This is a genomic window from Ruminococcus albus 7 = DSM 20455 (assembly GCF_000179635.2).
In the GTDB taxonomy this organism is placed as follows: domain Bacteria; phylum Bacillota; class Clostridia; order Oscillospirales; family Ruminococcaceae; genus Hominimerdicola; species Hominimerdicola alba.
Map to the genome: position 1 here is coordinate 37972 of NC_014825.1, position 15460 is coordinate 53431.

At 46.4% G+C, this 15460-nt stretch carries 9 protein-coding genes; 1 reads left to right on the forward strand and 8 read right to left on the reverse strand.

Features of this window, described 5'->3' with window-relative positions; genetic code table 11:
* Positions 1-214: 214 nt before the first annotated feature.
* Positions 215-778, forward strand: a complete 564-nt coding sequence (locus RUMAL_RS18905) for a hypothetical protein (protein WP_013483701.1) — start codon at positions 215-217, stop codon at positions 776-778.
* A 78-nt stretch (positions 779-856) separates the two neighbouring features.
* Here the strand turns inward: RUMAL_RS18905 and RUMAL_RS18910 are convergent, their stop codons facing one another.
* The 8 genes from RUMAL_RS18910 to RUMAL_RS18945 all read right to left on the reverse strand — a co-directional run bounded on the left by RUMAL_RS18910 (position 857) and on the right by RUMAL_RS18945 (position 15281).
* Positions 857-1567, reverse strand: coding sequence for an SDR family NAD(P)-dependent oxidoreductase (locus RUMAL_RS18910; protein WP_013483702.1), 711 nt, complete (start codon positions 1565-1567; stop codon positions 857-859).
* 131 nt (positions 1568-1698) lie between these two features.
* The gene (locus RUMAL_RS18915; RefSeq protein WP_013483703.1) at positions 1699-4227 is read right to left on the reverse strand and encodes a heavy metal translocating P-type ATPase; all 2529 of its coding nucleotides are present in this window, start codon (positions 4225-4227) and stop codon (positions 1699-1701) included.
* Between the two features lie 9 nt (positions 4228-4236).
* Positions 4237-4545 carry a metal-sensing transcriptional repressor gene (locus RUMAL_RS18920; RefSeq protein ID WP_013483704.1) on the reverse strand — a complete coding sequence of 103 codons (309 nt, stop codon included), beginning with the start codon at positions 4543-4545 and terminating at the stop codon, positions 4237-4239.
* Positions 4546-4825: 280 nt separating this feature from the next.
* On the reverse strand, positions 4826-8521 hold the full coding sequence (locus RUMAL_RS18925) for a UvrD-helicase domain-containing protein (RefSeq protein ID WP_013483705.1): 3696 nt from the start codon (positions 8519-8521) through the stop codon (positions 4826-4828).
* A complete protein-coding gene (locus RUMAL_RS18930) occupies positions 8521-11862 on the reverse strand; it encodes a PD-(D/E)XK nuclease family protein (RefSeq protein ID WP_013483706.1) in 3342 nt (1113 codons plus the stop codon). Before RUMAL_RS18930 ends, RUMAL_RS18925 begins: the two co-directional genes overlap by 1 nt.
* Before the next feature lie 86 nt (positions 11863-11948).
* Positions 11949-12173 (reverse strand): hypothetical protein, encoded by a 225-nt coding sequence (locus tag RUMAL_RS18935; RefSeq protein ID WP_013483707.1) that lies wholly within the window; start codon positions 12171-12173, stop codon positions 11949-11951.
* 62 nt (positions 12174-12235) lie between these two features.
* Positions 12236-14602 carry a homocysteine S-methyltransferase family protein gene (locus tag RUMAL_RS18940; RefSeq protein WP_013483708.1) on the reverse strand — a complete coding sequence of 789 codons (2367 nt, stop codon included), beginning with the start codon at positions 14600-14602 and terminating at the stop codon, positions 12236-12238.
* Complete coding sequence (locus tag RUMAL_RS18945; RefSeq protein WP_013483709.1) at positions 14577-15281, reverse strand: vitamin B12 dependent-methionine synthase activation domain-containing protein; 705 nt, start codon at positions 15279-15281, stop codon at positions 14577-14579. Before RUMAL_RS18945 ends, RUMAL_RS18940 begins: the two co-directional genes overlap by 26 nt.
* Positions 15282-15460 lie beyond the last annotated feature (179 nt).

Genomic DNA, 15460 nt, shown 5'->3' on the forward strand with positions numbered 1-15460 from the left:
CGGATACTTTATATGTCATTTGCAATAGTTTTCAATATTATAACACATTTTTATTCTTTTGTCTATATCTATCATGCAACTTTACTGCATCTGAAAATTTATTCAGCTCAGGTATTTGCTCTCCTTTCGTGCTTTATTATCATTGACTTTGCACTGAACTTCTGTTAGAATATAATTAAATCAAAAAACTTCCAAGGGAGAGGAGTTGTCATTTATGCATCATGATGTTTGTCTGAATATCCATTACTCAGCACCCCGTGAGATATGGGATATGATCGGAGAAGTTTATCGTTCAATGGAGTACTGGTGCGATAATGAAAATGCCTGGAAAGGCGAAGGGATAGACCTTTGTGCATCTGTTGAACCCGGAGGTTTACAGATCAGCGGAGAGATGCCGGATGAGATATGGGATAAATGGTTCAGCACGCTGAAAGACAATCTTTCCCATAAACTTGGATACGGTATAGGTGAACCCGAGGATGGATTCATGTTCAAATACTGGGCACCTTTCAAGAAAAAGTATTCCGATATCAAAACCATCGACAGCAAACAGATAGTATTCAACGATTACTCCACATTCTTCTGGGATCATTTCACTGAGCGTGAAAGGGATATCACCGGTGATCCACCTTATTTTCTGTTCAGATCTCCACTGATAGAACTTTTCATTTACTTTGATAGCAACGGATCGGTATCAAAAGATAAACTGCATCAGGATTTTAATGATCTTCAGTTCAAACTTAACGATCTTGGTATAACAACCTCTGATCTTACATAGCCAAAAAAAAACGGATAGCCGTCCGACAAAGACGGTCATCCGTTTTTTCATACTTCTGTTTTTTATATATGCACAGCACTATTCCGATAAAGTCCAGCCGTTATCACCGTGATAGATCATCAGCCTGGTCATACCGCCGTCTATGCATATATTCTCTCCTGTGATAAATCCTGCCTTGTCAGAGCACAGGAACAGCACCATATTCGCTATATCAAGAGGATCACCCACACGGCCGCAGGGCTGCTGTACAGCATCCGCACCCTCATATACCCTGAAGCTTGTATCTATCCATCCGGGCGATATGGAATTTACACGTACTTTTCCCGACAGGCTCACAGCAAGTGCATGAGTGAGCGCAGCTATACCACCTTTTGCAGCCGTATAGCTTTCTGTCTGAGGCTGACTCATTCTGTCCCGTGAGGACGAGATATTAATTATTGAACCGCCCTCATTGAAATATGGCATGAACAGCTTTGAAAGATAAAACGGTGCAGTCACACCCACTGACATAGCATACTCAAAATCCTCATAGCTGCACTCGCTTATACCCTTCATAAGCGGCAGAGCGTTATTTATAAGATAGTCTATGTGACCATATTTTCTTATAACGCTTTCTGCAAAAGCTTCAAGCACAGACTTATCAGCTATATCACCCACATAATGATCTCCCTCAGCTTTATCAATAATGCACACAGCGGCACCACTCTTGCGAAACTCCTCAGCGATACATTTTCCGATACCGTTAGCACCGCCTGTAATGACTGCTACTTTGTTTTCAAAATCATTCATTGGTTACACCTCAGTTCTGTATTTCCTGTTATTTACAGTATATCAGAAAGCGGATAAAAGGTCAATACAAGCTGACAGCCCTGATCTGTACATAAATCACAGATCAGGGCTGTCATGATAATATTCTTTTCTTACTCAACTCCAAGCACTTTATAATCCTTGGCTTCCACAGCCTTTCTGAGCACATCATCATCAACAGGTGCACTCAGTGTAACAACAGCAGTACCAGCTGTATGATCGGCTGCTGCACTCTCAACGCCGTTTATCTCCTCCAGCGCCTTTTTAACACTTGCCTCGCAATGCGGGCACATCATGCCCTCGATCCTGATAGTTTTTGTCATTGTATTATCCTCCTTATTTGTTATCTCGGATACTATCTTTTCGACAGCCTCCGTACTTACCATATTTTTACTCCGATCATGTGACGGATCGTGTGGTCTTACAAAATTCAGTCTCAGTGCATTCATGCAGACGAAAAAGCTCGAAAGCGCCATTGCTGCAGCACCGTACATCGGCTTCATGCCTATGCCGTAAAGACCCATCGCAAGGGGTATGCACACGGCATTATAGAAAAATGCCCAGAATAGATTCTGGTGGATATTTCGTATCGTCGCACGGCTTAGCCTTACCGCCGCTGCCACGTCTGAAAGTCTGCTCTTCATGACAACTATATCCGCAGCATCAATGGCTATATCCGTTCCTGCACCTATAGCTATACCGCTGTCAGCGACGGTAAGTGCAGGTGCATCGTTTATGCCGTCACCTACCATAGCTGTCTTTCCAAGCTTTTTCAATGCAGCTACAACATCTGCCTTGCCTTCGGGCATTACACCAGCAATAACATGATCAACTCCTGCACTTTCAGCAACAGCCCGAGCCGTTCGCTCGTTGTCACCTGTGAGCATGACCGTCTGTATACCCATACCCTGCAGCTCACGCACCGCCTTTGCAGAATCTTCTTTGATGCGGTCAGCAACAGCTATCATACCTGCAAGTTTACCGTCATAAGCAAATATAAGCGGTGTTTTACCCTCAGCTGCAAGTTCCTCTGCCTGACGGCTAAGGCTGTCATCTGCAAGCCCCTTCGCCGCCATAGATCTCAGACTTCCGCCAAGCACTTCCCTGCCGTTCAGCCGTCCTCTTATGCCGCTGCCCGGAAGTACTTCGGTATCTGTGACTTCACTGAGCTCCATTCCCTCTGCAGCTGCCATTACTGCCTTAGCCAGCGGATGCTCACTGTTCTTTTCAAGTGATGCCGCCAGCATCAGCAGTTCATCACTATCTCTGCCAAGCGGTACTATATCCGTTACAGCAGGCTGCCCCTCAGTGACAGTACCTGTTTTGTCCAGTGCTATTATCTGTGTTCTTCCTGCCAATTCCAGAGCTGCAGCTGTTTTGAAAAGTATGCCGTTCTTCGCACCAACACCGCTGCCAACCATTATAGCCACAGGAGTTGCCAGACCCAGCGCACAGGGACAGCTTATGACCAGCACCGATATCGCCCTGGCCGCAGCAAACGATAATGTCCTTCCCGCTATCAGCCAGCCTGCAAAAGTGATCAGTGCAAGCACCGTAACCGTCGGCACGAATACCATAGATACCTTATCCGCAATACGTGCCAGCGGAGCTTTTGTTGCAGCAGCATCTGATACTGTGCGTATTATCTGTGCAAGAGTAGTATCTTCGCCAACGCGTTCTGCTCTGCATTCGATATACCCATGGGTATTGATAGTAGCAGCCGATACCCTGTCACCCACAGATTTATCACAAGGTATGCTCTCACCAGTAAGTGCGGATTCATTGACAGAAGTGCTGCCCTTTGTAACTATACCGTCCACAGGTATCTGTTCGCCGGGACGCACAGCAAATATATCTCCTACACCCACTTCCCCGATATCCACTTCCATCTCTTTTCCGTCTTTCAGCAGAACTGCAGTCTTCGGTGCAAGACGAACAAGACCTTTCAGTGCATCCGTTGTACGCCCCTTTGACTTAGCCTCCAATATCTTTCCCACTGTGATAAGTGCAGGTATCATCGCCGCAGATTCAAAATACATATCCATTCCGTACTTCATCACTGTTTCGTGATCGTTCCTGCCCTGCGCAAGTATCATCAGGAAAAGCTCTGCCACAGAGTACACAAATGAAGCCCCCGAACCGAGTGCGACCAGTGTATCCATATTAGGTGAACGGTGAAGCAGTGCAGACATCCCCGATGTAAAGAACTTACCGTTTATCACCATCACTGCCGCCGCGAGGAGAAGTTCAAAAAGCCCGAGAAAAACATGATTCTCAAAAGCATCGGGCGCATACCATCCCCACATCATATACCCCATAGAAAAGTACATAAGCACCATAAGCAAAGGTAATGACCAAAGCAGTCGTTTTTTTAGCTTAGGCGTTTCACGGTCTTTAAGTGCATCCTCATCAGCCCACTTTGCCGACCGTTTTTCCTGTGATGCCATCTCGGGCGATGCGCCGTACCCTGCTTTTTCAACTGCCATTACTATATCCTCGGCAGAAGCAGTACCCTCAACGCCCATAGAATTAGTAAGCAGACTTACCGAGCAGGATGTGACCCCATCGACCTCTTTAACCGCTTTTTCAACACGCCCTGCACAAACCGCACAGCTCATGCCGGTAACATTGTATCGTTCCACTGCCGCACCTCACTTCATAAGCTTTTCAAGAGTATTCATCAGTTCATCCACAGTATCTTCCCGACCCTCACGTATATCCTCCGAAACGCAGGTGCGCAGGTGGCTTGCCAGAAGTGTCCTGCAAAAACTGTTCAGCGCCGAATTAGCCGCCGAAGCCTGAGTAAGTATATCAGGGCAGTATGCATCCTCATCCAGCATACGCTGCAGCCCCCTTATCTGACCCTCTATACGTTTAAGACGGTTCATCAGGTCACGTTTTTCCTTTTCGTCCCTGACTTTTTTTCTGCCGCAGTGACAGCACCTTTCTGTATCTGACATTTTATCAGCTCCTGTCATCATTATACCCCCACGGGGTATTATTATACCTATATTATATACCCTCCCGGGGTATTTGTCAAGTGGGTCCTGACCGGACGGGCAGGCACGTTACTTACAATGCAAATTCGGGCAGTTTTTTCTCGGTATCCATTGTAAGCTTTATCGGATAAACATTGTCCTCGGGCGGACGGGCAGGCATGTCACGAATTCAACCGACAAAAAAGGGAGCCGTAAAACAGCTCCCCGAAATATCCATAAATTATGCAAGTTTCCGATTTAATTACAATACAAATTCCAGACCCTCACCCAGTTTGAATGAGTAGATGTAGCTGCTCTTCACCCGTTCTCCAAGAAGCAGCTCAAAAGCAGCTTTATACAGCATGAGCTGTGTCTTGTATCGTTTCATCTCATCCGTACTTTTGAAATTATCTGTCTTGTAATCCACAAGGACCCAACCGTCGGGTTCTTTGAATATGCAGTCAGCGATACCCTGGATATATCCTTTGTTGGTGGTGTACTCACTGAGTTCCTCCGTAAGACCAAGGTCTTTCACGCTTGCAAGAAATTTCTGCTCACGCCGCAGGTCATCCGAAGACATCATTCTATCAAAAAGGCTGCTGTTCACGAAAATCTTCAGCTTATCGGTATATACACCCTTAGCCTCTCTTTCGCTCATGCATCCGCGGCTTACAAGTCTGTCTAGTTCAGCGTCTACACTTTCACGCGCCTTGCTGTAATCAGCCAGTTCCATGAATTTATGGGTATACGTACCCCTCTCTGCTGCACTAAGCTTATCAAGTTCATCATTCAGCCTCGGCAGATTAGGGAAGAACTCGGTGTTCTTATCACCCTGATCCTTTGCTTTTTCCGCAGCCACTATCTCGGTAACGGTAAGCTTTGCAGGCAGACGTGTTTCGGGTCTGTCTGCACTTGCGGCATAGATATTTCTCAGCCTTGCGACCAATGCAGGGTCAGCAGCAGCACGGACGGTCTTTTCATTTTGTTCCGATACTTCAGTATCAGTATCCTCGCTGCACACATGGTAGCTTATGCTTATCCCCTCGGCGTTCTCCGAAACAGGCACTGTATCAAGAGGCATACCAAGCCATTCTTCAAGCGCTGACCTTTCCTTCAGCTTTGAAAGACACATTACTGTCCACGTCAGTACATTTTCCTGAGCAGAGACTATATCCGCAGGTATCCTGTCGTACTTAGCTGAAGCCTTCACAGCATCACGCAGTTTTTCCATGATCCTGCTGCGGGTGACATGGCCTGTCTTTTCGTTGGAAAGAACAAACATCAGCTTTTCCTTGGCTCTGGTACATCCTACATAGAACAGACGCATCCTCTCGCTTTTGTGTTCACGTACTATCATATCTGAAAGATGATCGTAATAGAGGTCGGCACGCTTGACATTCAGCCGCCTGTCCTTCAGCACGAATGCACAACCCATAGTCTTATGAAGCTTTATCAGTTCGCGCGTATCATCACGTACAAGAGGCTTTGAAAGGGTACACATAAATACAAACGGGTATTCCAGACCCTTTGACTTATGGTATGTCTTAACATTAACTGAATCTCCGCCTGCCGTAACAGACACCGCATTCCTGAATGCCTTGTCGTTTCCCGATACCGAATCTATATACCTCAGAAAACCCGTAACACCTTCGTTGCCGCTGCGTTCGTAATCTCCGGCATACTGCAGCAGCAAACGCAGATTAGCACGCTTTTTAGCCGAGTCAAGATATATCGAAGTCAGCGCCATCAGGTCAGCCGCATTAAATATCCGTCTTATTAGTTTTTCAAGGCTCATGCTCATAGAGCAGTAACGCAGGGATTCTATCATTTCAAAGGCTTTGCGGCATTTTTCCTGCAAAACATCCGAGCCCATATCAACGTACTTCGCGTACTTTTCATCCGTACCCTTTTCCCTTGATGCTCCTGCCAGTATCTGGTAGATGTGATCCGGCTTTTTAGGATTCGCAGCCTTGCACTTCAGCCTTATATGCACCATTTCATCGGGAGTAAATCCCATAACAGGCGACATCATCACAGCTGTAAGAGATATATCATTCATGGGATTATCAACACATCGCAGCAGGTCAAGGGCAAGAGATATCTCCCTTGACTTTATGTATCCCTCGGTATCTTCGCAGAAAGCCCTCAGTCCTGCCGCAGAGAGTGCATCTGTTGCCTGACGGATATTATCGTTTGTATTCACCAGTATACAGAAATCCGACTGTCTGCATGGTCTGTCAACGCCGCCGTCACACACAGGCTCGCCGCTGTCTATCATCTCACGTATGCGTTTAGCCGTACAACGGAATTCCAAAGGTATACCGCTTTTTTCATCGGGTGCATCCACCAGCATCACCTCAGCAGGACAGCTCCTGTCAGTATATACAGCACCTGCTTCAAGCCTTTCGCTGCCGTCATAATCCACCTGACCGCAGCCGCTGCTCATAAGTGTTTCAAATATGAAATTCGACAGGGCTATGACTTCACCCCTGCTTCGGAAATTCTTTTGCAGACCGATATGCTCCAGTTTCTTTTCCTCGCCGTATCTCTGAGCAAGCTCAATACAGTTTTTGAAGAGTTCGGGATTAGTCTTGCGGAAGCCGTAAATCGCCTGCTTCATATCACCGACAATAAAAGTATTACTTCCCATAACTGTAAGGTCGTCCGTGTCTGATACCGCTTTGAATATCATTTCCTGTATATCATTTACATCCTGATATTCGTCTATGACTATCAGCTTGTATGCTCCACCCGAGCGTATCTCCTCAGCGAGTTCAGTTCGTTCAAAGCCATCATCTGTTTCACGCACCAGCAGATTTTTAGTCATAAGCTCAATATCACCGAAATCCACTGCATTCTTTTCCAGCTTTATATCGTAGCTGACTTCCTCGACCCGCTTTTCAAGCCTGCATACCGCCATGAACAGTTTCTGCACCAGTACCAGGTTATCACGCAGATGTTCCTTAGAAAGTTCCAGTCCCCGTGAGCCTTCCTTCAGCACCGTGCATACATTATTTATATCATTCTTAAAGCGTTCCTTAACATCACTGAATATAGCCTTTACATCCTCGGGGGGCTTACCTGATAAACGCATAGGCTTGTATTTTTCGGTTTCTATCTTGCCGAAAGCCGTACTGTCAAGATGAGCTGCAGCAAGCTGATAGCTGCTGAATACAGCCTCGCATATCGCCATATTCTCCTCAGCTGTCTTAACATGATCCTTGAGCGCATAGCTTGCTCCGCCTGCCGATATGGTATAGTTATAGCAGTAACGTGCATCATCCAGAAAGCGTGCTGCTTCATCCAGTTTTCCTTTGAATCGTGAAAATGTGCTTTCATAAAGCATATCAAAGAACTCATCACTAAGACAATTATCCGAAGTGTCGCGTATCCACTTGTCTGTATGACAAATCGACCGCAGATGACCGTAAAGCTCCTTCACAGCATATTTCAGATCGCCGTTCTCCACAGGAAAGAAATTATCCAAGAATTTGTACTCATCCGGATCATTGGCACAAAGCTCCTCAGCTGCCTGCTCAAAAGCCGTATCAAATATCATATCGCACTCTGCTTCGCTGAGTATTTTCAGATTTCCCGTAAACTCGAACTTGTTCAGGTTCTCCTTGACCATATCAAAGCAGAATGAATCTATGGTAGATATCCTTGCCAGCTGTGCCAGATCCTGCTGCTGCAATACCCATACATTTTCAGGGTCCTCACGCAGCTTCTTCTCAAAAGCAGCATTCAGCTTGTCGCGCATCTGTGCAGCCGCATCTATCGTAAAGGTAACAGCCAGCAGTCTGTCTGCAGGTATAGCTTTTTCTTTGTCCGTCAGCAGACGTATTATCCTTTCTATGAGCACTGCGGTCTTTCCGCTTCCTGCCGCCGCTGATACGGTTACTCCCCTGCCGTATGAATCAATGGCTTTCTGCTGATCTTCTGTCCAGCTCACACTCATTATTCTCCCTCCCCATTTTCACTCATTATCTCCTCAAGGATCTCTGTCATCTGTTCCTTGCTGCCCTTTCTCGGCTCATCAGGAAATGCCCTGCCGCATATTCCGCCAAAGCCGCAGTATGAGCATATATTTTCCAGCGGATCCGCATTGATATCACCCTCCAGCAGACGATCACCGTATTCTATTACCTTGCGTTTTGCGAATATCCTCATCGCCGTGAACATGGCATCGCTCATGGTCAGATTTGTAAGTGCCGTCTTGCCGATAGTAGAATCCAGTTTCTCATTGACAGCGCCGCCGTCTGATATCCTGCCTTTGCGTGAAAATGCATCTATGGCAGATTCACAGGCAGCACTGTAAAGTATATCCTCCGAAAGCTCACAGTCATCGGAAAACTTCGCAGCATCACCTATCAGTTTAAGGTAGAACACACCTGCCTGTTCAAGCTCCATATCGGGATTAACAGGATTTCCTGTTTCAAGCAGTACCGAAAGATATATCAGCATCTGAAGGTTCAGTCCGCAGTAAAGCTCCCCCAGATCAAAATTCGCCTGTCTTCGGAATTTATAGTCAACGATACGCACAAAACGTCTGCCGTTCTCGTCCTCATATATATCAGCACGGTCTATAGTGCCGATAAGTACTATATGTCTTCCGTCCTTCAGCGTAAGATCAAGATGATCCGCGCCGTTTTCCTTGGTCAGCCTGTACTCCGTTACCGCAGGAGCAAAGCTGCCGTTTGAAAGTTCGCGCTGAACATACTTAACTATATTGAACGCCTGCTGTTTCATATTCTCGAAACGGTAGATGAAGGTCTTGCTCTTACCGAAATCGCCGCAGAAAACATCATTGTAATACTTTGTGAAGGATCCCTCTATAAGCTCTGTTATCTGCTCCTCTGTCATATTCAGGAAATGCTCACGGTTCCCTTCAGGTGTCCTGTCCTGCGAACCTATCGCCTTTTCCAGTACCTCATGTATCATCAGACCCTTGTTGAGCCCGTCCATATCCATTTTCTGCGAACGTGACAGACGAAGCCCATAGTTGCAGAAGTACATAAAAGGACATTTGAAATAGTTATCCAGTTTTGTAGGAGATACCTCTGCCGTTTCCGATGCAAAGAATACTTCCTTTGCACACGACTCCGAAAGCCTGAATGGTTTATCTCTGCCAGCTTCATCCAGCGCTCTCAGTTTGTCATGGTAGTAAGCTGAACCCATAAGAGAATCCCTTATACTGCTTACCGATACTGTGTTGTCCCGTGAATGCTCTATGTATACCGAATATGCGGATTTATATGAAGTGCAGAAACGATCGGGCGGCAGCGTATTGATATTCATCACATCGATCCCCAGTATACCGCGAACCTCCTTTACAAGCGCCGAAGGACGCTTCTCACTGCCAAGAAGATCTGAACGTGAATACAGAACATACAGCTTATCCGTTGGGGTACATAGTGCCGTATAAGCAGCAAGCTTTTCACGTTTCAGCGAATTCAGCGCATTATCAGTGATATCAATATCCTCTTTAAGCCTTAAAAGTTCCTTTTCATGCTCATTTAGCAGTCCCCTGCTCCTTACAGCCGCTGGGAATATACCTTCATTGACCTCCGCTGCAAAAAGTACCTTAACTCCGCCAAATCTTGAATGAGCAGCATCGACGATACGAACGCAGTCCAGCTTCTGCGGAGGCTCTGATACCTTCATCTGCGACAGCATAAGGCTGTACAGATCGTAATAGCTTCGCATGGTGATCTTTTCATCGCCAAGCAGCTCATATATTGATCTGACAGCTGAAAGACTCATTGTCCACAGCTGTTTGAGTCCGCGTGACATCTCAGTTTCGGTGTCATTGTCCGAGGTGCTTACACGCTTTACCAGTGAATAAGTCTGCCCGGAAAGATCAAGATCATCAAGCAGCTGATAAAAAGCTCTTGATATCTGCGCTGCCGACGCGCCTGTACACGCTTCCTTGAAGCTTACCAAAGGTGTGATGACACGCTTTCTCAGCTCGTTGATACGCCCAAGGTCAATACCGCTGTCAGGTGCAGCTGTGAAATCCTCATTCCACATATCGCCGTCAACTCCCCAGCGTACACAGTAATCTTCCAGATCGCTTATCTCGTAATTAAGTATACCGTACAGCGGTGATTTTATAAGTTTGATGATATTGTCTGTCTTGAATTTTCTGGTAAGCACAGTCCTGAATATAGTGTTTATGTAATGCACTATCGCGGAAGCATCAACGCTGTCACGTTTATCAAGGAAGAAGGGTATATCATACCTTTCCATCACACCTGATATGACCGCACCAAAGCTCTCGATATCACGAACAGTAACAGCTATATCATTGAAGGTATATCCGTCCTCGCGCACCAGCCTGCATATCTCGGCACAGATATAGTCAGCCTCTTCATAAACATCATCAGCAGCAAGCACCTTCACGCTGTCCCCTGCCGCCTTGTACTCCGGCTTGTTATAATCGAACAGATGCTCACTCAGCTGCCTTATATCAGGGTGACAGCAGTTGATATCCTCTGCACGTATCTCTTTCAGAGGCTGATCGTGAAGCTTAGTCATATCCCTTATGCACTGCCTCGCTGCAAGCGTTATATCGAATGGGTGGGTATGGCATCTGCTTACAAAGCTGTCATCTATAAGCAGCGATACCGTAAGGGATCTGCCCTTTATTATACACTGCTCCAGCATTCTTTTTTCATCATAGGAAAAATCAGCAAAAGCCGATACGAAAACACTTCTGCCGTCAAAAACATCACATTTTGCCGAAAGCTCCGCAGCCTCCTCCATAACCGACAGCTTATCGTTCATATTGGCTTTTTCAAGCTCAAAGATATAGTTCTCGTATATAGCCCCAAGGTCTGCTAGCTTCATAGCAACAGAACCCTCCAGCTTAGCAGCAGCCATCTGAAGTGCCTGAGGTGTTATGCCGCTCTGACGCAGGCGAGGCAGAAGATCTGTCAGCTCTCCTATAAATGATGCCTTGCCTGTACTGTTTTTATAGAATCTGATCCTTCCGTCCTTTACAGCTTTTTTTACCGCAAGGAACATGAGTATCATACAGGCATTGGTGTTGGCACTGTCCTTAGCCTTACTGCCGTACCGCGCTGATATATACTCTGCCAGATGCTGGAATCCCGTAGTTTCGATGCTGTTGAAGATCCTGGCACCAAGGGCTTCATAGAGGGTCTTGTCATATTCAAAGGAGAACTGATCGGGCACTATGACAAGTACCCTCTCGCCTGCAAGCGCAGCATCGCATATCCGTTTTATAAAAAGGCTCTCGCGGTCACTGCACACGCCGCCTGTAATGATCTCGGTCATAATTATTCCTCCCAATAGGTTATAGACATTTACAGTATACCACTGCGGGAGATTTTTGTCAAATCGAAGATGTACAATTTTTAGTACTATTCTATCAATTCCATTATAAACTCGGCTATCCTGAAAGATATCTCGATCTCGCCCTCGCCATTTATCACTGTCAGCTCCCCGATCTTCGTCTTTTCCTCTTCAAAATGAACAGCCTGCGCCGGGAAAAACGCATTCTCCATGAAGCGGATATTTCTTCCGCTGCCGAATGCGAATATGAATGCCGATACAGCCGCGATGTAAAGTCTTGAACCTGTTGTCATAAAAATACCTCCCATAATAAGCTTTCAAACTTATCATGGGAGGATAAAATATATTTATTCAGCTAGTTACCGAAAACCTGCCTTGCAATATCAACAGACTGCTTAGCATCCTTCGAGTAGAAATCAGCTCCTATCTGCTCGGCATAATCGGGAGTTACCACCGCACCGCCGACCATTATCTTGCAGTCAACATTGTTGGCACGCAGAAGCTTTATAGTTTCTTCCATGCTGACAAGAGTAGTAGTCATCAGCGCTGAAAGTCCCACCAGATGAACATCGTTCTCGATAGCCGCATCGACAACCGTCTGATAGTCAACATCCTTGCCAAGGTCAATGACCTCGTAGCCGTAGTTCTCCAGCAGTACCTTTACTATATTCTTGCCGATATCGTGTATATCACCCTTTACCGTCGCAAGGATTATCTTGCCTTTTGATACGCTGTTGCCGCCCTCTGCAAGCATCTTCTGCTTAATTACTTCAAAGCAAGCCTGTGCCACGCCTGCCGTCTGTATCAGCTGTGGCAGGAATATCTTGCCCTTTTCAAACTGCTCGCCTGCCTTATCCAGCGCAGGGACAAGCATCTCATTGATTATAACCATGGAATCCGTAGTTTCCAGCAGCTTTGCAGTTATCTCTGCACCCTCGCCTTTAAGACCATGCTCAATAGCATAAGGCAAGTCCATATCGGATTTCTTCTCAGCCTTTGGTGCGGGAGAAGAAGTATCAGCACCATAGTGGGCTATAAAGTCCATGGAGTTCTTATCAATATTTGTAAGCAGCTTGTAAGTCCTTACAGTCGCCGTCATAGAATCTATATTCGGGTTCATTATAGGCAGGTCAAGACCGCTTGTCAGGCACATCATCAGGAAGTTGTGGTTGACTATCTCTCTGCTTGGCAGACCAAAGCTTATGTTGGATACACCGAGAACAGTGCGCAGACCCAGTTCTTCTTTTACACGGCGTACAGCGTTGACCGTCTGCATAACGTTCTCCTGTTCCGCAGAAGCTGTCAGCGTAAGGCAGTCGATATAAACGTCCTCTTTGCGTATGCCTATCGCCATGGCGCGGTCGAGTATCTTCTTTGCCAGTGCAAAACGCGCGTCAGCGGTCTTTGGTATGCCGTTTTCGTCAAGGGTAAGACCCACCACAGCGGCACCGTATTTCTTTACCAGAGGAAGTACCGTTTCAAGGGACTTTTCCTCCGCGTTCACAGAGTTTACTATGGGCTTGCCGTTGTATACCCTAAGTGCCGCTTCCATAACTTCGGGTATGGTGGAATCAAGCTGTAACGGTACATCACAAACACCCTGCAAAGCCTTTACTGCTTTCACCATCATAGCCTTTTCGTCAATGGCGGGAAGTCCCACATTAACATCAAGGATATCCGCACCTGCGTCTATCTGTTCCATAGCCTGACCGAGGATGTAATCTATATCATCCTCCAGCAGAGCTTGCTTGAAACGCTTTTTACCTGTGGGATTTATCCTCTCACCGATGATTCGGGGCTGATCGATAACAACAGTTTCGGTAGGTGAACAGCACACAGCAGGGATATGAGCTTCCCTCTCGACGTACTTTTTGCCTTCCAGCATCTTTTTCAGCGCCGCAATATAAGATGGATCAGTACCACAGCAGCCGCCTATTACCTTGATGCCAAGAGGTATCAGCTTCTCTGCGAAATCAGCAAAATCCTCGGCAGAACAGTTGTATTCATTGGTAACAGGATCGGGCAGACCTGCATTTGGCTTGACCACAACAGGAAGTGTTGTCCACTGACATATCTTCTCAACAACAGGATAAAGCTCCTTAGGTCCCAGAGAACAGTTTACACCAAGAGCATCAACACCAAGACCCTCAGCAGTAAGGCACATGGCACTTATGTCTACGCCCGTAAAGGTACGCATATTTTCCTCGAAAGTCATGGTACACATTATGGGCAGGTCACTGTTTTCCTTAGCCGCAAGGATAGCCGCTTTCAGCTCGTAAAGATCAGTCATGGTCTCAAACACGATAACATCGGCTTCTCTGCCTGCGATGACCATTTCCTTGAAGATATCATAAGCCTCCTCAAAAGTAAGCGTGCCCGTAGGTTCAAGCATAACACCGATAGAACCGATATCCAGTGCCACAAGGGTGTCATGACCCTCAGCCGCCTTACGTGCAAGACGTATGCCCTCACCTATCAGCGTTTCAACAGAATATCCGCATTTAGCAAGCTTGTGCCTGTTTCCGCCGAAAGTATTCGCGTAGATAATATCCGAACCGGCCTCAATGTACTGCCTGTGTATATCCAGCAGCCATTCCGGCTTTTCTATATTCATTACCTCGGGCGTTTCGCCCATTTTAAGCCCCTTTGCCTGGAGCATGGTGCCCATAGCACCGTCAAGTATCACAAATTCCTTATTATTCAGCAGTTCCCTGAATCCCACAATGATCTCCCCTTTTTCTGAACTGACATACATCCTTCATATTGCAGGCAGAACATCCGCGTCTGCCTTTGGGTATCTCACTTTCGCTCAGTCCTATCACAGCCGTGACAGACTTCCTCGGAGTGAGGATATTGCTTTCTGTCGCATTCAGTCCTATACGCTTCTGCGCCTGTAACACATCAAGAAAGCTGCCTTGAATATCCAGCGGCAGGTCACCGTAACCCGGAGAGAATCTCCATGTACGATAATACGACGAAAACTCATCGCCTATGGCATTTTCTGCAGTATCACAAACCTGCTCCACAGCAGCGCTGGCAAGAAAATCAGCCATTACAGCGTGTGTCATATCGGTGGCTTCATATCGTCGAATCACCCTGTCCGCGTGTGCCGAGAGCGTAGCCGCCATCAGCACTGCCTTGCAGCACCCCGCAAGGTGCTCCTTTATCGAATCGCCCTTCAACACCAGTGAAGTACCGCACACAGCAACTCCGCCGCTTACAGGCTCAATATCGAATACATGGTAGATACAGCACGGTTTTATCACCGACAGCAGTGCCTTTTCACATTCGTCCATCATCCCGATGATACTGTCATCAGGAGTACTGCTGCCATAGCCAAGATAGCGCAGTGCCTCTTTTTTATCGAGGTATTCTAGTTTTACTTGAATATGACCGTTCAATCTTATATCCCCCATGCATAATTGTCATTGTTCCATTATAGCATAAAAACGGCTCAAAGTCCAGCGCATTATATGAACTTTTTCGTTTTATATGCTTTTTCTTTCGGTATTACGGCTTTTGTGAAACTTCCGTGAAATCATATAATTGACTTCTCCCAGAAATTTCTACCTTTTTTTAC

Excerpts from the sequence above, each read along its gene's own strand:
- RUMAL_RS18910 (WP_013483702.1), bottom strand. The coding sequence starts at position 1,567 with ATGAATGATTTTGAAAACAAAGTAGCAGTCATTACAGGCGGTGCTAAC.
- RUMAL_RS18925 (WP_013483705.1), bottom strand. The coding sequence starts at position 8,521 with ATGAGTGTGAGCTGGACAGAAGATCAGCAGAAAGCCATTGATTCATAC.
- RUMAL_RS18935 (WP_013483707.1), bottom strand. The coding sequence starts at position 12,173 with ATGACAACAGGTTCAAGACTTTACATCGCGGCTGTATCGGCATTCATA.
- RUMAL_RS18930 (WP_013483706.1), bottom strand. The coding sequence starts at position 11,862 with ATGACCGAGATCATTACAGGCGGCGTGTGCAGTGACCGCGAGAGCCTT.
- RUMAL_RS18920 (WP_013483704.1), bottom strand. The coding sequence starts at position 4,545 with ATGTCAGATACAGAAAGGTGCTGTCACTGCGGCAGAAAAAAAGTCAGG.
- RUMAL_RS18905 (WP_013483701.1), top strand. The coding sequence starts at position 215 with ATGCATCATGATGTTTGTCTGAATATCCATTACTCAGCACCCCGTGAG.